Genomic DNA, 17,825 nt, shown 5'->3' with positions numbered 1-17,825 from the left:
TTGAGTGAACAACTTAGTTTGTATGGATAGTGAAGCTGTAATAAGAAATATTGCGATTGCTCTTTGCATAGTCGCACTAACAGGGTGTTTTAGCGCTGGAGGTTCGATTAACTATACCCGTATGTCGGATAGTGAACTAAAGGCTTTTAATGAAGAAAGGCCCGACGAACAGAAAGTTTATTGCGTTGAAGAAAACCGGCTGGGTAGCCATATTGTAAGAAGAGAATGTAAAGAATTGAGTGAATGGCGTAAGTCTAGAAATCTGGAAGACGGATCCAACTCCATTCAACTTCTTGAGATATTGAATGTCAGATAAGGCCGATAACGTAGAAAAAAGGTGTGGTTATTATTTCCGATTCTATGCCGGGAGCGGAACTAAATCTGAAAATTTGGTGGGCGGCTTATAAACCCAATTCGGCCATTGGGTTCTACCCTGTTTCTACGGAGAGAGTGTAAATAATTTTGTGTATCCGCCCGGTTGCATCAGTGATCGCCAAGTCGGTCACCGAATTCGATCATAAATCTATTCAAAGTCGGTTTCCAATTACGAATTGGCATCGTCCACTTTTTTGAAGCTGCTGTAATCGCCAGGTAGACGACTTTCATTGCAGAGTCGTCGTTGGGGAATAGCTTCCGCTGTTTGGTTGCCTTTTTGATATCACTAATCGGTGATTAGATGGCGTTAGTGGTGTAAATCACTTTCCGGATTTCCGGCGGATAGTCGAACAACGCGTGTTAGTTTGCATGCTCGTTTGCCCCCCTTTGAGCTATTTTTGTATCGAATAGTTAACCCTCCACGTGATGCTGATTTTGCTGGATTGCTTTCGATTTTGAGGATTAAATTTGATTGCAATTACTGGGTCAGATTTAGATGCAAATCAACAGCGACAACTGTGCATGATGAACCTTACCGTGCATTCGCTGTCCGGCGATATTCGCTTGGGGAACAGCTACTACCAAATATAAATCAGCTGATATACTATGAGCGTTGGCGATATCTAATAAAAATAAGTGCTCATGATAAGGCTGCACAATGAAAACTCTCTTTTCCGTATTGGCTTTCTTGATCGCCACTCTGTTTTCGATGGTCACCCTTTCGCAAACAGTGGCCCTTGCTGACGTTGATAAGTTATTTGATTTTGCTGAGATGGCAGAACCTACACTATTCTCGCCGTCGACAGACACACAACGGTTAACAGAGGCAGGTTCCGATTGGTACGTGCGGTTTTTTTCCAATACTGGGGCTTATCTAGCAGTGAACATAGATGGCACCGTGCCTTTTTCGGCCGGGGGAGTTTACGCGCTGGGAGGTTCTTTTGGCGATACGGTAACGTTTATTGGTACACTCCCTGGCCTTATCGCCTATATCGATAATCCTATTGTTGAACCGGAAGTGACATTGGCGGACGCTAACAGAATGTTCGATTCTGCCGAAGCGGAAGTACCATCGTTGGCCTCACCTGCTGCTATTACTCAAGAGATCTTCGAGCAGGGCTCTTACTGGTATATTCGTTTTTACTCTAATTCTCAAATCTATATCAAAGTAAATATCAATGGCACTGGCCCCTTCGTCGGCGGGAACGTCTACGTGGTCGGTGGTCCATTCGGGGAAGAGGAGATTTTCGTTGATACGCTTGCTAACCTGCTAGCCAATTTCGATAATCCCCCTGGCAACGGCGGGAGTTCTCAGCCGGACGACGACGACAACGACGGGGTAATTAATGGCCTGGATCAGTGCCCGAACACTCCGCCAGACCGCAGACGCCGGGTTGCCGTGGACGCCCAGGGTTGTAGTGCCGCCGAACTAGACGATGACAACGATGGCGTCAGCAATGGACTGGATCAGTGCCCGAACACCCCAGCTGGCGTAAGCGTTAGTGGGCAGGGCTGCAGCACGGCTCAACTGGATGTTGACAATGATGGGGTGGACAATGCCCTGGACCAATGCCCTAACACGCCAGCAGGTGTATCCGTTAATGCTCAGGGTTGCAGTGTCTCCGAACTTGACGATGACAATGATGGCGTGAGCAACTCTTTGGATCAGTGTCCCAGCTCGCCATTCAATGAATTTGCCAATGCCCAAGGCTGCAGTCCCTCACAACTAGACGATGATAATGACGGAGTCAACGACAGATTTGATCAATGCCCCAATACCCCGGTCGGCGAAGCCGTTAATGCCCAGGGCTGCAATGACTTTGAACTAGACGATGACTTTGATGGTGTAAGTAATGCCTTGGATCAGTGCCCTAACAGCTCTCTTCGCGGTGGAATCGTAAACGCACAGGGCTGTAACGCCATTCAGCTATTGGATGATGACGATGATGGCGTCAACAACTCCCTGGATCAATGTCTTAACACACCAGCAGGCGTATCCGTTGATGCTCAGGGGTGCAGTGCCCCTCAACAGGACGATGACAACGATGGGATCAGTAACGGCCTGGATCAGTGCCCGAATACCGCGGCCGGAGGATTTGTCAATGCCCAGGGCTGCAGTGTCTCTCAACTGGACGATGACGATGATGGTGTAAACAACACCCTGGATCAATGCCCTAATACGCCAGCTGGTAGAACCGTTGATGGCCAAGGTTGTATAGAAGCCCAGCCGGACGACGACAACGATGGGGTAATTAATGACCTGGATCAGTGCCCGAACTCGTCATTAAACGAACCCGCCAATGTCCAGGGTTGCACTCCCTCCCAGCTCACTGGGCGATGAAATTGATGGGGTATTTAATTGCATGACCAATTGATCCATTTTGGATGGTTTTTGTACTGAAAAATTGATCCACTGTTTTCTCCAGATTTCGCAGGGTTGATGCCGTCTTTGAAGATCAAAGCTAAACGCAATTACTGGGCTAATAGTAACTGCAAATCAACATAAAAATGGTTTTGGCGTGAAATATGCCTTAGTAGTTACCGCACATGAACTCACTATAATTAGAAAGGAGTTTTTGATGAACCAACATATTTTAATGGGCTGCTGTGGCGAACGCACCGGGAACTCCATATTTGGATTAGCGGTGTCGACCTTGGGCCAGAAATTTGTTCTGGTGGCTACTTTGGTCGCGCTGTTCGCTGCCCCGGTACAAGCCACGCCTTTCGACATCAAATTCTGGGATACGACGCCAAGTGCGCCGGGAACTCCGCCAGCGACGAACATTGCGGATGCGACGCTTGTGACCACGGGAACCATGACAATTAACGACAGCGCGATCGCACCGGGCGCCTTCGTAACCTTTGAATCCGGTGACATCACCCAATTCCTGGTCGAATACAACGACCGCGATGGAAATCCACTTTCGTTTGACTATCATACCGACATTACTTCGTATTTTGATGACGCTGATTTCGGGGTACTCTTCGATTCTGCGGGAGAGTTTCTCAGGTTCGATTCCCCGCTTTTCACTTTTTCTAACTCTACGGTCCTGGTCGATGACGAAAACCCGAACCCAACCAGCGGTTTTTTCGCAGCCTTTCTGACAATCTTCGATGACGATGATCTGAGTTACGGCTACCTACTTGAAGATGCCACGTTCGGGGGGGTGTCCTATTCGGCTGGGGACTTTGTCGATCCTACTCTCTTTCCAACCTACAACGTGGCACTTTTCCCGAATGCTTGGGATTCGACCGGCGCTGTGCAGATCACCGGCCCGCGTCAGTTCGAAGGTTTTATCGAAGTCATTGAGCGGCCAGGCTCTCCTCAGGCGATCCCGGTGCCGCCGACGCTCCCGCTTCTCGGGATCGGCCTCTTCGGCTTCGGTCTCTCCGCACGAAGACGCAAGATGCACTGAGCTCGCTCATGATAGCTTGTGAACTTTCCCCAGTAATGCGTACAACGAAAGGTCAGTAAAGCAATGGTGTGGAGAACTACACGCACGATTGACCGTAAGCGTCCGGCAAAACCCATCTTGTTTATGAAACCTGATCTACCGATAGTGTCCACCTATTTTTAAGTGGACACTTTCATGAACGAGTTAAGCGTCGAAGGTTTTCCCCGGATTTCAAACACAAGATCGTAGCAGCTTGCAAAGAACCCGATGCCTCTGTTGCAAGGATTGCCAGGGAACATGATCTCATTGCCAATCTGGTCCATAATTGGATTCGTCAGGCCAAGACGAATACGTTGCCGGCAATAACGCCAGCTTTTGTATCGTAAGAATCAATGCCAAGGACAGACCGGACTGCAAAAAAGCGGACGCTCGCGAAACTAGCCAATGCGCAGATTCAAAGATACGTTTCATCTTCTATAAATAAGCCGAGGAGGCTAAAGCTCGTGGATGATACCGACCTCACGCCACTGAACCGGTTGGCACGGCTCAGGGATGCCGTCAGCGGGTGGCTCGGGCCACTCTTCCGCACACTCGGTCTGGGCGGCGTCCCGTTCTTCGGGAACATGGCAGGGAGGCGTGTTCTGCAGCGCGGCCTCGGTGGGGGGGCTCGGCTACCGGCTCCTCCGCGAGGACTGGCGGCCGTGAGGCGCTCACTGCGTCGGTTCGCTGTCCATGTGCTGGCCGTGGTTGTGCTGTCGACCGGTCCGATCCCGATCCTCGCCCAGGAGGCGGAGGCGGATGACACGGCGTTCGGACTCCACGTGATGACCTTCAATATCCGGACCGCGATCGGGCAGGACGGCGACAACGTGTGGCCACGGCGCAAAGACCTCGTGGCCGAGACCATCCGAGCGTCCGACCCCGACGTCCTCGGCCTCCAGGAGGCCCTCGCTGAGCAGATCGACTTTCTCCAGTCGGAAATGCCCGAGTACCGATGGGTGGGCGTCGACCGTGGTTTGAACGGAGGCAACGGGCTGAGCGAGGCGACCCCGATCTTCTATAAATACGGGGCGCTCGTCCCCATAGAATCCGGCACGTTCTGGCTCTCGGACGACCCGAACCCGCCCACGCAACGTCGTCGGGTCTCCCGTATCGTCACGTGGGCCCGCTTCCACCACCTCGAAACGCGCCGACAGTTGTACGTCTACAACACCCACTTCACGCTGCGTCGCGGCCCCCGCCAGTTACGGTCCGCCGAGCAGATCAACGCGCGCATCGCGGATCTGCCTCCCGAGAGCGTGGTGGTGGTCATGGGCGACTTTAACGCCGTCGCGGAAACAAGCGAGACGTGGCGAGTCGCGACGAGCGATGGCCTTAGGGACGCCTGGGTGATCGCGGAAAAGCGGGAGGGACCGCCGCTGACGGCGAACGGTTTTTACCCACCACCGGAGGGGCGCGAGGGCCGGATCGACTGGGTCCTGGTCGGGGGACCCGTCACCGTGAGGCGTGCCGTTACGGTGCTGAACAGCGTGGACGGACGATGGCCGTCCGATCACTACCCAGTGGCGGCGGAGCTCCTCGTGTTGTCCCGGTAGCAGCATGAGGCCCCACAAAAGTCGTAATAAGTCAAAATAGCGAAATAGGAGCGTGAGGAGGATAACAGCCATGGATTTCCCTGTTAATTCCCTGTTTTCGTGTCCAGGAAAATGCGCGTAGTCTCTATAATTCTTTGAAATTGCGATTAAACCTGGAAAGAGGTGGGGGAAGTAGGGCGGTGATTGCCCGGTTATTCCCTGTATTTTTCCTGCTAACAGGGAATTTTCTGGAGCCACTTGGCTAACGGGCGGTGTCCATGTAAGCGGCTCCCTAAAATAGCCCCCACGATACAACGGCCTGGGTTGCTACCACTTTGGAGGCATTGCGCCCTTTCAGGTGTTTGGCTTTATCGCTCGCGATCACCCCTCACGCATCAATTCTTCGAAAAATTGTGGACCGGTTCAGTTATCGGACAGGGTGGCACGTACCGCGGATTCCAGTCGTGTTAGTCCCCAACGCTGACCTTCTGCAACGGCGGCATCTACGCTCATTCCCTGGGTATCGGCGGCAGACACGGCCACTAATGCGCCCACGCGGTTGCCGCTGGCGCAATGTATCAGTACCGGCTGCCCGCTCAGGGCAGACAGCATCTCACTGAGGGCGGCGGCGTTTTCGTGGGTGATATCTTCCGCACCGGAAATCGGTATCGAGTGGTACATCATGCCAATGGATTCCACCACGGCTTTTTCGTCAAACTCCATTTCCGAGGCCGGTCGCAGATTGATCACGTGCTTCAGCCCGGCGCTGGCCAATGCCTGGAATTGTTCCTGGCTCGGCTGTCCGGCGGAAATTACCTGGGCCTCGGGCGACTTCAGGTTCATGATGCCGGCATTGTTAACAAGATCCACATCCAGTGACTGGGCCTGCACTCCGGCGGCGAAAAGCGCCAGCAGAAGGGTGGCCAAATGGCGCAGAATCAGGGTATGTACGGTGGAATGGGAAAGCATAGGAAATTCCTCACGGTCGGTATGAAAAGCGCGCGTTATGCGCATCGGTTTCAGGCTAATTTAACACGTCGAACGGCATTGACAAGTTAACTTCAAATTTACTCTCTTAGGCTTGTAATCATCCTGCTCCACAACGAAAAATCTTCGGCCATTCCTTAGCGCTTGGCGGGCCAGCTATTCAATGCAAATAGGGCGGGAAATGGGCCAATCGAGCGTGTAATTCAACAACTAAAGAGTTTTATGTGCCTGCCGCAACCAATCCAATGCACCCTGTTGCTGCCAAAGTGAAAGATGATCCTGGCGGTAGTACCAGGCTTCATCTTTCCCACCTAATGTCACACTGAATTCTGATAATTTTGGTTTCCGGGGATTTGCGGCCAGCAACATCTTGGCGGCTTCCCGGATGCTGTCAGCGCTCAGGCGCAGGCTCTCCAGCGCTTCGTCGAGCCGGCCGAGACGATGCAGTGCCAGAATTCGGTTAAGGGTCATACCACAAAAATCTTCAGGGTAACGATCGCACAGTTCCAAGGCTTTTGCCGGTTGACCGCAGGCAATGTATGCCCTGGCCAGGGGTGCACGCAATCCGTGATTGTCGACTGGGTTCAGAGCCAGCAACAGCTCAGCCGGCCTGGCAGTGACCAGCTCGCCGGAATAGTCCATCAGTCGCTCCATGGCCAGGAAGGCCTGGTGCGCCAAAATGCGCAGAGCCGGGCGGTTCTGTTGAAAGCCCCAGGGTAACAGGACGTCTTGCGATACAGACTCTTCAAGGTTTGCTTCCAGCAGCTCTGCACCGCGATTCAGCAGCGGTTCTTTCAATGTGACATCCAGACCCAGAATCTGCAGTGCGTCCACCGCCATAATAAGATCATCAAGAATGTCGAAGCTCTGCCAGGCATAGGGTGAGCTTTCCAGAATGGGCAACCAGTCAGGCGCTGAATTCCAGACGCCCGGATCTTGGTGGTGAAGTGCGGTCAGCCCCGGCTTGACCTGTGGGAATACCTGGTGCCAGGTTTTCTCCACTGCGATAAGCCGGCGATCAGGGACGAGGAAGGTGTCCCTCTCTCCGTCCAGCGCATAGTGTGGAGCGACTGGTGGCGCCGATAGCAGCAATTCGGTGAAGACGTCCAAGGCCGGGTCCCTTTCGCGTGCAAGGCCTGACATCGCTTTGTCTGGATCGTTGACGACTTCGTTCAGGAATTCGATCATCGGGGCGAACTCCGGATTAGGGGATCGACGCAGTCGGGCTGACCAGAATCGGGCGCGCTCCTGTGCCTGGCTTGTGTTTCCTTGGGTCATGAGCAGTGTAATTTCCAGCGGTGCCAGAGCGACATTGTCCGGGTCCAGGCGCCGGGCTTCTTCCACTGTAGTCCATGCCGCCGCGTAGTCACCGGAGTCTGCCTCGATGCTGGCCCTGCGATGCAGCGCCGCGGCACGGAGGGTGCGATCGCCGCGTGCCAGCACGTCTTCCAGCAGACTCTTACGTTTACGCGACTTATTCAGCTCCAGATAACAATCCATCAATTGATCAAACAGTTGCTCAAGCTTGCCGGAGAGTTTCCGCTTGGCTCCGAACCAGGGTTCCAGCAGCTGCACGGCGCTCCTGGTTTCACCTTTCTCCAGCAATTGCCCGGCAGAGTCCGCCACCATCTCGATATCAACATCGGAGTCAGGCAGCGTCGTAACTTGCTTGCGCGGCAGGGCGTCCAACACGAACGGCAACAGGTTGAATTGGCGAAGATCAAACAAGCCCTCCGACGCCTGGCAGCACTGTTTGTACTTGCGCCCGGAGCCGCAGGGACAGGGTTCGTTTCGTCCCGGTTTCGACATGGTGGGGCGGCGGAAGTTATTTGCCGGCAGTGGCATTGCCCGATAGATCTCCAGACCGATGGATCGAAAGGCATCGCTAATGGCTCCAGTGCGCGGATCGATTTGCGCAGCCAGGCCTGGAGCAAGTGCTGGACCTGCATCGGCGATCCAATCGAGAAAAGACTGTTGGTCGGGGGAGTTCACCAATTTTCTGGCGCTTGCAGTAAACAGCAGCCAGAGTTCATCATCACCCGACTGCTCGGCGGCAAAAAGATCAGGAGGTTCGCGGTTACGCATAGTCTGAGATGGCTATTTCCACAAATTCAAACGTTTCGCAGGGCAATGTGCGAGCGAAGTGCATGGGCCAATCATAACTGAAAAAGCACTGATAGCTTAAGGGCCTCTGATTAATTAATCAGAGGTCCCTCAGACCGGGGTGCGATTTTTACTTAAAATGATTGCATTCGAATAGAAAGCTGCAAATAGTGAGCGCACAAGCCAATAGCAATGTTGAGGCCGCTTCACTTTCAATGTCTTTCACTAACTTTTATTCCGGAAATCGGCTTCTATACAGATGAAATTCACTACATTGGCGAAGTCCGACCTTGAGGAAAAATGCCTGACCCGATAAATGGGGCATGACCTCTGTTTTTCGTGTGGCGGTATCCAGGGCTTCGATATTGTTACTCATGGCATGCTCCTGCTCATCATGGACGCTATGAGTGGCCTGGAGCTCAACTCATTCGGTGAATATTGAATAACCAGGCCAGTAGGATTGGGGCCCATAGACCACCAGGAGGAACTCAACCATGAGGTACCCGCTCACCATCCCGAAACGAAAAGCGCCTTGAAAAAAAGGACGAATCATTGGCCAGAAGGCTCCGCTGAAATTACAGGCGATCTGGGTAATGCGAATCCGCCTACAGATCAGATAGAATCGATTGGCACGAGCTTAAAGCCATGTATCGCGCTTATCGCTGTCATCTCGACCAGCTGTTCCGCTCGCTGGCTCAGAAAATGTGAACGTAAGCAGGAGAACGCTGACGGGCAATGCTGAATATCCCCAAGGCGTATTGTCTGTTCATTACTTTTTGTTGCTTTTTATCTGTGATCGGTTGAATGGCAACTACAAGGAATCTACTCTCATTTCCCTAGTTAATCAGAGGCTCCCTAAATGGATAACGTTACTCTGAAGCCACCCAGCTTCGACACCATCCGTCCGAATTCACTGCTTGCCCTGGAAACAGAGCACAACCAGCCCATCGACCGGAACCTCCGGCAAAGAAGCGGCAATTATGGCAGTAAGCCGACTCATTGCTTCTACTGGTAGCGGAGTTCGCATTATGTGTATAGGCAAGAGCCCGTGCCCTTTGCTCATCCTCTCGAAGGTGTGGCAGGGAGTCTCCCTGATTCTCCTGGGCCGAAGACCGGGAGATTAAAAGCGGTACGCCGGGCCATGCCAATGCGCCAAAAGCGGCCGCTTTGACCAGCGCTCTGCGGTGGGGTTGAGTACGATGCTTTGGCATAGTGTGTCCTCCTCAAAGGCAAATTATTACGAAATTCGTAAACAGCGAACCCCTTAAACAGGGGGCAGGCACCTATATACTGTCTAACGGAGATCAACTCATTTAGTTCCTGTAACAAAAAAGCCTATTCTATGGCCGCACTGACTTTTCCCTTTGTAAATCCTGATTTTCTTCATAAAGGGTATCCTGCTACTCGATTAGCCAGCCCAATCGCCCGCCACAACTGTTGCGCAGATCATTCGCTCCCTTGCATGGAAAAATGTCGGCGAAGATGCGCCGTGGCAGCAACCTTTAAGCTACCTTTAGAATTTTAGAGGGAAAATCCTTATACATAACGGGCATCCTCATCGCCTGTCTTATAAATGTGGTGTATCTGACCCGGTTGAATTATCCAGTCAAGGGTCGTAAGGTAAAGGCATATCGCAGAAAAAATTCACAACGAGACTATCAGGTACTGCCGATAGCAAGGAGATCGACATGAAAATACGAGAGGCAATGACTGAAAACGTAGAACTACTATCACCGGAAACAACACTCCAGGACACTGCCGTTAAAATGGGCCAGCTGGACTGTGGCTTCCTTCCGGTTCACGATGGGACGGCCAGTAAGCTGATCGGCGTTGTGACCGATCGTGATATTGTGGTGCGTGCTGTAGCCGAGGGCTGCGATCCAGCAAGCACAAATATCGGCAAGCTGATCACTAACAAGGTTCTTTACTGTTTCGCCGATGACGATCTGGAGAAGGCCTCAGCCAGCATGAGCGATCAGGGAGTCTATCGACTCATAGTGCTGGATGATCCCAAGAGCAAACAGCTTTGCGGAATAATATCTCTTGGTGACATTCTGCGTAACGGATACACTGGCCTTGCAGGGTCGACTGCTGAAGCGATCACCAGGGAAGCTGCCTGAACCTTGGGAGGTAGAGAAACCTGGTACCGTTTACGCATCGGTTAAGTGCGACAGCGGGCCAGCTTTTCCGGAGCCCTGGCTCCGGAAAAGTTGGCACCACACCAGAATTTCACTACCGCCTCGCCCGCCGCTGACCTTTTGCGGCAGCTTACGCTGAGTGATTCGACAGCCAGAGCCATCCGAGCGGTGGAATTCCAGGCATAGAAAATCGGGCTCTGTGAAAAACACGCCCGCCGACGGCGGCATTTGGAACCTTATCCAAAGACCTGATGACAGGGTTCGCAACAGCTGAAGCAGCCATTGGCGCTGGGAAAGAAATTTCTGGCTTCCTGGACGGCTCGGAATAGTGGATAAACTCCCCTATATAGGTTCTGTTGCTTTCTGCCGGCATATGATGACAGCCATCGATGTGTACTTCATGATCACCATTGAGTAACTCGGTATTTTCAACAAAAAAGCTCGACATGATTACCTCCTGCAAGAAAGGCTTTTGGACGTTCGATAGTCCGCCACCCTCGCAGGATACTGTTGATGAATAACCATAGAGTGGCGACGGAACCTATTGAACGGCGTTTCACATTGACTGTAGAAATACAACCAATAGCGTTCCATAGTGTTCATGATGTCATGCTTTTTCTGTGACGCAGATCACGCACTGTCGAAAATTGCGCAATCATTGCGGTTCTACAGGAGAAAGCAGAATACCGGAAATCTGTTTTGGGGCATTCCACTGCAGGACAGTCATCAGTCTTGCTACAGCAGTCCAGAGTAGTTCCTCTGTTAACGCATTTTGCTCTTACGCTGCGCCAGCCCTTTTCTGAAAGACTTCGCAGACTTCAGGATTCTTCTCCCAGGTGGCCTTCAGGCCTTGGTTAGGCCGCATTGCGAGCTACATGGACGGTTCTGCGCACTTTTGGAGAGTTCCGCTATCACTGAGTACTCCATCGGTCATGGCGGTTGAAAGTGCATTGGATAGGGCTCTTTTTCTGGAGATTTGTGTAGCTTGACGGAGGAGTGGTGTCATTGGAAGGTTTCAATTTGTTGACAGTGGGTGGTTGGCTGAGTCGTTTGGATCGAATGGAGCAGGAGCCGGGAACGGCGGGGGTTTTCATTATAAAATCTGACCCGCAAGGTGTTCAAACCATGCCGAGCATGGGTAGCAGCAGACCCAGCACTAACCAAATAAGGGCAATGCAGGTCAGAATGATCAAGACCTTTTCACTACCACCGTTACCATGACCATGACCATGCTCGCTGTGCAGCTTCAGATGTAAAATCAGGAACAGGCCGCTGAGGATGAGGAACACCAGATTCAGAAAAGCCGTGTAATCAACGACAAAGAATTCTCTGTCGGTCATCACGCTGGGGTTGGCGTTATCCGGCAGTGCGCCAGAAAAGGCAAACCCGTAGTGCAGTATTAACGCCGTGGTTACCAGAATGACGAAGAAGATCGCCAGGATATACAGGGCCATGCGCCAGCCATAGTACTGTGCCTTAATTCGCAGTACCGGCAGTACCACCAGGTCGCTGAAAATAAATGCCATGATGCCGGCGAAGCTGACACCGTTTTCATAAAGCACGGCGGCAAGGGGGATATTGCCCATGGAACCAATGAAAGTGAAAAAGGCGGCAATGGGGCCCACGATGCTCTGCAATAGGACGCTGACAAAACCCGGGTCCGCCTGGTCGGATCCAATAAAAAGCGCTTCAAAAAAGGCCCGGGGCACAAAAGCGGCTATTATGCCGGCGACAGTGAAACCAATGGCAACGTCCTTCCACACCATCATCCATTCCATCACATAACGGTTACCGACCTGGCACCAGCCATCCAGGCTCATGATGAGCTTTTTCCAATCGGGAGATTCGTCGTTGTCATCATGCTCTTCGGAATCGCGCGCTTTTTCCCTGGCATGCTTGATCAATTGTCTGGGATAACTGATACGAACCAGTAACCACATCAAAAGAATCAATAGCGCGCCGCCCACATATTCGCCTACCACAAACTGCCAGCCTAGAAATACGGCGATGACAATACCCAGTTCAATGACCAGGTTGGTTGAAGCTAGCAGGAAGGCAAGCGAGGGTACCAGTCCAGCACCCTTGGCAAACAGAGAACGGGTGGTGGACAAGGCGGCGAATGAACAGGAGCTGGAAATAAAGCCGAACAAACTGCCCAGGCCAACACTGGCCGGCCCCGGGTCGCCCATGTATTTTCGCATGCGCTCGCGTGTCACGAAAACCTGGATCATGCTGCTTATGAGATATCCTAGCCCAAAGGCCCAAAACGCCATCCAGAACAGACCGGCGGTAGTTGTTGCTGCGGAATTCCACAGTTCGAGGAAATCTTGCATTTTCCATCACCTGAACAAATTGAATGATTAGTGTAATTTACGAATATTACGACCGTATTGGGCTCAGGATATTGCCTGGTATGCTGCTGACGGAATAGTTCCAGGATCGCCTCGATCAAGGATTGTGAAACCTATGGAGCCTCAGACTGATTACCACAACGCTCAGCAGTAATCAGTCGGGCGCTACTACCACGCGTCGTACGCAGGGAATGATTACTCCCCTGCCTTGCGCGACAACGACGCAGTTGCGCCCGACAGGCCCCGCCCGGAGGGGCCTTCAGACAAGCCCGCTGGCTTCGTTGCACTGCCTTTGCATGCCGACGCATGCCGGTGGCAATGAGCAATGCCAGCGGATTCGTCTGAAGTCCAGAGCATTATGGTAATCAGCCTGAGGCTCCCTAGCAGGTTGTTGATTTTTATCTAGCCTCGAACACACTGATCGTTTGAAGCTGGCCTTTTTCGCTTAAAGTGACGTTTTATCGCCGTTTCTTATCCCTATTAGCCGCCATGACTGGAACCCCCGGCCATCAGGGCGAACTAACACTGTAACGCCCTCATACGTGTCAGATTCCACCCGATCATTGTCAGCATAAAGACGCTATTCACCTTGGATAAACCACGCACTTTCATCTGCCTGATCAGCCCAACTGACTTGCCCCAGCCAAAAGGCTCTTCAACTCGCTTTCGGCTGCGCTGGCTAATCTTGTACCCAGTGTGCCGACTGGTCCGATCGTCGATAGCAGAGCCGCCAGGGCGATTATCATTACGGGCAACATGGGGCGTAATCTTCATAGCTCGACAACCCGACACAAAACCCGCCGTGTCGTAATTCTTGTCTGCGCCCACGGTGCGCTTCTTTATTCCCGGGAGTTCAGCTAGTAAGTTTATCGCCACTTCCCGTTCAGCTTTTCCCGTAGCATGGCTGGCGGCAGCCTTAACAATCAGACCGTTCCGGTTTTCCATCACAGTATGACCCATATAAGAGAGCCTGGCTTCTTTGCCAGGCCCTTTCTTAGCCAGTCGCGCATCACCGTCTGTTTTTGACTCGTGGGTCTCGTTGCTACGCCTTTCCCCGTGGAAATTAGTCTCGCTGTTGCGACCACGACCGGTTGGAGGATCGCTATCATCATCCTTGCGGCGGTAGCTCTTTTGCGAAGCCCATGCTTGAATCAGTGTGCTGTCTACACTGAAGTGCTCCTCGGATAGTAGTTGTTGCTTTCTGGCCAGACCAACCACTTCCTCGAACAACTCAGTAATCACATCGTTTTCCAGCAGGCGATCCCGATTGATACTGAACGTGGAATGATTCCAGACCGTATCATCAATCGTTAAGCCTACAAACCATCGATACAGAAGGTTATAGTTGATTTGCTCAACCAGCTACCGCTCACTGCGAATGCTATAAAGTACTTGCAGTAGCTGTGCCCTGATGAGACGCTCCGGTGGGATCGACTCCCGGCCAGTGTGACAATAGATGCTGCCAAAGAGCCAGTTCAGGTTCTTCATCGCTTTATCAATGAGTGTCTTAATAGGCCGCAGTGGGTGATCTGCTGGGACGAACGATTCCAGCTGTACCGTCGTAAAAAGGGATTCCTGGAAAACATCTTCGCCGCGCATTGGTTTAATAACCTCAATGAACTATAGTTTTCCGTATTATATCTAGCCCAGTATTATCGGGCGATAAAATCAACAGCCTGCTAGGGTTATGTAATTGTTTCATTGATTTCAGAGCTAGGTTCCCTAAAAATCGAGCAGTAATTGCCTTCCCTGGCTAAATACTCCCCAGGCTTTGAGGCGCTTTATGTTCCGGTCAGTGCCTCGAGCCGCCTATGGGGTTCAGTGGCGCTGTGCCCATTCCTCAACTTCCTTCTTTGCTTCTTCCTGGGACAGGCCATAGCGTTCCTGGATCAGGCCCGCCAGTTCTTCGCTGGAACCGTTAATTTTTTCAAGCTCATCGTCTGTAAGCTTTCCCCATTCCTGCTTCGCTTTTCCTTTTAACTGCTTCCATTTTCCTTCGATGATGTCACTGTTCAGCACTTTTGCACTCTCCTTTGGATTTTGCTTCAACAACGAAGCTGCTAAATTCATGCCAGGTTACAGTCGGCTCCGTTGCAGAGTCTATTTAGCGGATTCACTGCACGTTTTGAGTAAAGTTTCTAACTGAGATTGAACGGTTCGATATTCTAAGTCGGCAAAAATTACTGGTTAGTATGAAAAATATCAAATTCGGTCTATTGTCTTTTATAGAGAATTGAAGTGCTCGATCACCGAAAAACCTCGCTAATTCCGCATCAGCTTAAATTGCCCCCTTCCGAGCGCCTTGCCTCTCGCATAGACATGGATATCATGGTTTCGTTAATCAGAGATTATTTAGGTTTTTTCGGTTAGTCGAGACTGATAGCGTTGGCTTGTATGGCAACGATCTGCTTTGACGGGGAGGGTTGGGTGTAAAAATCTCCTTACTCGCCTGACCTGATTAGATCTTCATACGCTGAATATTCAATGCAATTTTCTAATCTACCAGGTCACCCTGGTCAATCCACATCTACAGTTCTAGCGGTTCCGGAATATTCTGGCAGTGCGGTAAGCCGGTCTTCATAAAAATAATTGCTCAGGGGTGGTAGTAAGCTTAGAGCTGCGATTGCCGGCAGCACGGGAACGGTCAGTATCGTGCGTGATTTTAATAACGAGGATTGGGGCTTTCAGCTACTTTAAGTCCGGGTAATTTTCTTAATCATGCCAATCAGTATGCCTATAGTTTCCTTGATTAGATTCAGTTTGCTAAATCGGTTAGGATTGCTACTAAGATGGTTTTATTCTCCCAAGGTGAAAATTGCTGGCGTGAAACGTACGCAGAAAAAGCGTCCTGCCTGGTTGATGGCGAGGCTTACTTTTCTGCCTTGCGTAAAGCTATGCTGGCTGCAAAAGAAACAATTTATATTCTTGGCTGGGATATAAACAGTCGTTTTAGATTAGTACGGGACAAGCCACAGGATAACCTGCCGGAGCAATTGCGAGAGTTTCTCAACGCACTGGTTGAACGCAATCCAAAACTTGAAATCTATATTATTGCCTGGGACTACTCACCGCTTCTGGCGCTTGACCGGGAGTGGCTGGCAGAATATAAACTCAAGCATAGTACCCATTCTCGAATACATTTCATAATGCAGACTACTGGTGTCTTTGGTGCCAGCCATCATCAGAAAGTCGCAGTAATCGACGACAGTCTGGCATTTTCAGGAGGGCTCGATCTGACATTCGGTCGCTGGGACACACCGGCTCACGCTGTTAACGACAAACGGCGATGTGATGAGGGAGAAGGTAATATACCCAGGCCCTATCACGACGTGCAGGTAATGGTTAATGGTGATTGCGCCAAAGCGCTTGGAGATCTGGTGCGCTCACGCTGGAACGAGGCCACCGGCCAGCAGCTGGCGCGACCGTCGCCATGGATGCTGTGGCTGGAATCTGTCGACGCGGATTTTATCAATTGCGAGATTGGGATAAGTCTTACTCAGCCTGAAAGCAAATTACAACCTGAAAGTCGTCATGTAGAACAGTTATTTCTGGATATGATTGATGCTGCGGAAGAGTACATTTATATAGAAAATCAGTATCTTACGGCTGATAAATTTGGCAATGCACTCAAGAGCTCGTTAATGAAGAGTTCGGGGCCAGTTATAGTGGTCGTTACCCCTTATAACACCAATGGATGGTTATCCCAGTACACCATGGATGTGCTTCGCAGCCGTATGATAGATACATTACGCGAAGCGGATAAGCATGACCGGCTGCGCATTTTTTACCCACGCATTCCCCACGCCGATGAGGATCACGCATTAAACGTACATTCAAAAGTCATGATTGTCGATGACAGGATGGTGCGCATTGGTTCGTCCAATCTTAACAATCGTTCTATGGGGCTTGATTCTGAGTGTGATTTGACGCCATTGACGAATCCGAAGGAGAACGGGGAGCGCGCCCGTGCGTTTCTCAACCGGCTCCTTGCAGAGCACCTGGCTGTGAGTTCCTGCGAGCTGGACGCACAGTGGCAAAAGCACGCTCAGTTGACAAAAGTAATCGAAGAGTTACAGGGAGGGGAAAGGACGTTGATCACTCTCAAGCCAAAGGTTTCAGAGCAGGTCAACAGAAATGTGCCCGACAAGGCCCTGGTCGATCCTGAAGCTCCAGTGGATGCGGGACAATTACGTGAGATTCTTGTCCCTGACGAGGCACGGAAATCAGCAGCAGGCAGATTAATGTTGGGCGGTCTTGTACTGCTGACCTTACTGGCTCTGTTCGTAATCTGGCGCTGGACACCATTATCAGAGTGGATCGAGGTAGGTAAACTGGTCAGTGAAATAGAATGGCTGAATTCGACACTTTACGGTCCAGCGGTTGCTGTAGCGACAGTCGCGATCGGTGGGTTAATCGCGATTCCCATTACGCTGCTTATCGTGGCAATCATGCTGGTGTTTGGCAGTATAGAGGGCGCGGTGTATGGCTTTCTAGGCTCCGTGTCCTGTGCAGTGCTTGGCTATGTCGCTGGTCAATCCCTTGGTCAGGAATTTACCCGTAAAATAGCCGGCAGAAAGCTGAATCAGGTCAGCAGGCAGCTTTCAAAACAGGGTGTTATGACTGTAGTGATCGTGCGACTGATTCCCATAGCACCTTTCGTGATTATCAATATGGTGGCTGGCGCCTCGCACATCAACCTGCGGGATTTTACCGTCGGCTCAATTATCGGCTTGATTCCCGGGACGGTCGCGCTGGCCATACTCACAGATGGTGTGATTCGAGCCGCGTCGGAACCCAGTGCCTATCACCTTATTCTTGTGGCACTTCTTCTTGCTGCATTGGGAATACTTACCGTTGCGATGCGTCACTGGTTGTTAAAGTTTAAAAATCGTCTCTAGCCTC

Annotated in this window: 14 protein-coding genes and 2 pseudogenes; 7 read left to right on the top strand and 9 right to left on the bottom strand. The window is 51.4% G+C overall.

Annotation, left to right across the window (positions count from 1 at the left end):
• Window positions 1–4: 4 nt before the first annotated feature.
• The gene (locus R3F50_19200) at window positions 5–316 is read left to right on the top strand and encodes a hypothetical protein (protein MEZ5492414.1); all 312 of its coding nucleotides are present in this window, start codon (window positions 5–7) and stop codon (window positions 314–316) included.
• 167 nt (window positions 317–483) lie between these two features.
• Here the strand turns inward: R3F50_19200 and R3F50_19195 are convergent.
• A pseudogene (locus R3F50_19195) lies at window positions 484–726 on the bottom strand (transposase).
• A gap of 141 nt (window positions 727–867) precedes the next feature.
• Window positions 868–1,236 carry a hypothetical protein gene (locus R3F50_19190; GenBank protein MEZ5492413.1) on the bottom strand — a complete coding sequence of 123 codons (369 nt, stop codon included), beginning with the start codon at window positions 1,234–1,236 and terminating at the stop codon, window positions 868–870.
• 19 nt (window positions 1,237–1,255) lie between these two features.
• Here R3F50_19190 and R3F50_19185 point away from each other — a divergent pair, with 19 nt between their 5' ends.
• The 3 genes from R3F50_19185 to R3F50_19175 all read left to right on the top strand — a co-directional run bounded on the left by R3F50_19185 (window position 1,256) and on the right by R3F50_19175 (window position 5,365).
• Complete coding sequence (locus R3F50_19185) at window positions 1,256–2,716, top strand: thrombospondin type 3 repeat-containing protein (GenBank protein MEZ5492412.1); 1,461 nt, start codon at window positions 1,256–1,258, stop codon at window positions 2,714–2,716.
• A 238-nt stretch (window positions 2,717–2,954) separates the two neighbouring features.
• The gene (locus R3F50_19180; GenBank protein ID MEZ5492411.1) at window positions 2,955–3,791 is read left to right on the top strand and encodes a PEP-CTERM sorting domain-containing protein; all 837 of its coding nucleotides are present in this window, start codon (window positions 2,955–2,957) and stop codon (window positions 3,789–3,791) included.
• A gap of 680 nt (window positions 3,792–4,471) precedes the next feature.
• Window positions 4,472–5,365 (top strand): endonuclease/exonuclease/phosphatase family protein, encoded by an 894-nt coding sequence (locus R3F50_19175; protein ID MEZ5492410.1) that lies wholly within the window; start codon window positions 4,472–4,474, stop codon window positions 5,363–5,365.
• 402 nt (window positions 5,366–5,767) lie between these two features.
• Here the strand turns inward: R3F50_19175 and R3F50_19170 are convergent, their stop codons facing one another.
• The 3 genes from R3F50_19170 to R3F50_19160 form a co-directional block, all read right to left on the bottom strand.
• Entirely contained in the window at window positions 5,768–6,313 is a 546-nt protein-coding gene (locus R3F50_19170; GenBank protein MEZ5492409.1) for a protein tyrosine phosphatase family protein, read from the bottom strand.
• 228 nt (window positions 6,314–6,541) lie between these two features.
• Window positions 6,542–8,416, bottom strand: a complete 1,875-nt coding sequence (locus R3F50_19165; GenBank protein MEZ5492408.1) for an SEC-C domain-containing protein — start codon at window positions 8,414–8,416, stop codon at window positions 6,542–6,544.
• Between the two features lie 250 nt (window positions 8,417–8,666).
• Window positions 8,667–8,810, bottom strand: coding sequence for a hypothetical protein (locus R3F50_19160; GenBank protein ID MEZ5492407.1), 144 nt, complete (start codon window positions 8,808–8,810; stop codon window positions 8,667–8,669).
• A gap of 483 nt (window positions 8,811–9,293) precedes the next feature.
• On the opposite strand from R3F50_19160, the gene R3F50_19155 reads away from it, so the two are divergent.
• On the top strand, window positions 9,294–9,449 hold the full coding sequence (locus R3F50_19155; protein ID MEZ5492406.1) for a hypothetical protein: 156 nt from the start codon (window positions 9,294–9,296) through the stop codon (window positions 9,447–9,449).
• Window positions 9,450–10,122: 673 nt separating this feature from the next.
• Window positions 10,123–10,554, top strand: coding sequence for a CBS domain-containing protein (locus R3F50_19150; GenBank protein MEZ5492405.1), 432 nt, complete (start codon window positions 10,123–10,125; stop codon window positions 10,552–10,554).
• Window positions 10,555–10,702: 148 nt separating this feature from the next.
• Here the strand turns inward: R3F50_19150 and R3F50_19145 are convergent, their stop codons facing one another.
• The 4 genes and pseudogenes from R3F50_19145 to R3F50_19130 all read right to left on the bottom strand — a co-directional run bounded on the left by R3F50_19145 (window position 10,703) and on the right by R3F50_19130 (window position 14,993).
• Complete coding sequence (locus R3F50_19145) at window positions 10,703–11,020, bottom strand: hypothetical protein (protein ID MEZ5492404.1); 318 nt, start codon at window positions 11,018–11,020, stop codon at window positions 10,703–10,705.
• Window positions 11,021–11,690: 670 nt separating this feature from the next.
• A complete protein-coding gene (locus tag R3F50_19140) occupies window positions 11,691–12,905 on the bottom strand; it encodes a permease (protein MEZ5492403.1) in 1,215 nt (404 codons plus the stop codon).
• Window positions 12,906–13,442: 537 nt separating this feature from the next.
• Window positions 13,443–14,522: pseudogene (locus tag R3F50_19135) on the bottom strand (IS5 family transposase).
• Window positions 14,523–14,741: 219 nt separating this feature from the next.
• The gene (locus tag R3F50_19130) at window positions 14,742–14,993 is read right to left on the bottom strand and encodes a CsbD family protein (protein ID MEZ5492402.1); all 252 of its coding nucleotides are present in this window, start codon (window positions 14,991–14,993) and stop codon (window positions 14,742–14,744) included.
• A gap of 719 nt (window positions 14,994–15,712) precedes the next feature.
• Between R3F50_19130 and R3F50_19125 the strand changes: the two genes are divergently transcribed.
• Complete coding sequence (locus R3F50_19125; GenBank protein ID MEZ5492401.1) at window positions 15,713–17,821, top strand: VTT domain-containing protein; 2,109 nt, start codon at window positions 15,713–15,715, stop codon at window positions 17,819–17,821.
• The last annotated feature ends 4 nt before the right edge of the window (window positions 17,822–17,825 follow it).

This window comes from Gammaproteobacteria bacterium (assembly GCA_041395725.1).
Classification (GTDB): Bacteria; Pseudomonadota; Gammaproteobacteria; order Pseudomonadales; family Pseudohongiellaceae; genus NORP240.
This window is presented reverse-complemented; position numbering and strand designations above follow the sequence as displayed.

What these genes read in the sequence shown, in the direction of transcription:
- R3F50_19180 (MEZ5492411.1), top strand. Translation starts at nt 2,955, where the DNA reads ATGAACCAACATATTTTAATGGGCTGCTGTGGCGAACGCACCGGGAAC.
- R3F50_19170 (MEZ5492409.1), bottom strand. Translation starts at nt 6,313, where the DNA reads ATGCTTTCCCATTCCACCGTACATACCCTGATTCTGCGCCATTTGGCC.
- R3F50_19165 (MEZ5492408.1), bottom strand. Translation starts at nt 8,416, where the DNA reads ATGCGTAACCGCGAACCTCCTGATCTTTTTGCCGCCGAGCAGTCGGGT.
- R3F50_19160 (MEZ5492407.1), bottom strand. Translation starts at nt 8,810, where the DNA reads ATGAGTAACAATATCGAAGCCCTGGATACCGCCACACGAAAAACAGAG.
- R3F50_19155 (MEZ5492406.1), top strand. Translation starts at nt 9,294, where the DNA reads ATGGATAACGTTACTCTGAAGCCACCCAGCTTCGACACCATCCGTCCG.
- R3F50_19150 (MEZ5492405.1), top strand. Translation starts at nt 10,123, where the DNA reads ATGAAAATACGAGAGGCAATGACTGAAAACGTAGAACTACTATCACCG.
- R3F50_19145 (MEZ5492404.1), bottom strand. Translation starts at nt 11,020, where the DNA reads ATGTCGAGCTTTTTTGTTGAAAATACCGAGTTACTCAATGGTGATCAT.
- R3F50_19140 (MEZ5492403.1), bottom strand. Translation starts at nt 12,905, where the DNA reads ATGCAAGATTTCCTCGAACTGTGGAATTCCGCAGCAACAACTACCGCC.
- R3F50_19130 (MEZ5492402.1), bottom strand. Translation starts at nt 14,993, where the DNA reads ATGAATTTAGCAGCTTCGTTGTTGAAGCAAAATCCAAAGGAGAGTGCA.
- R3F50_19125 (MEZ5492401.1), top strand. Translation starts at nt 15,713, where the DNA reads ATGGTTTTATTCTCCCAAGGTGAAAATTGCTGGCGTGAAACGTACGCA.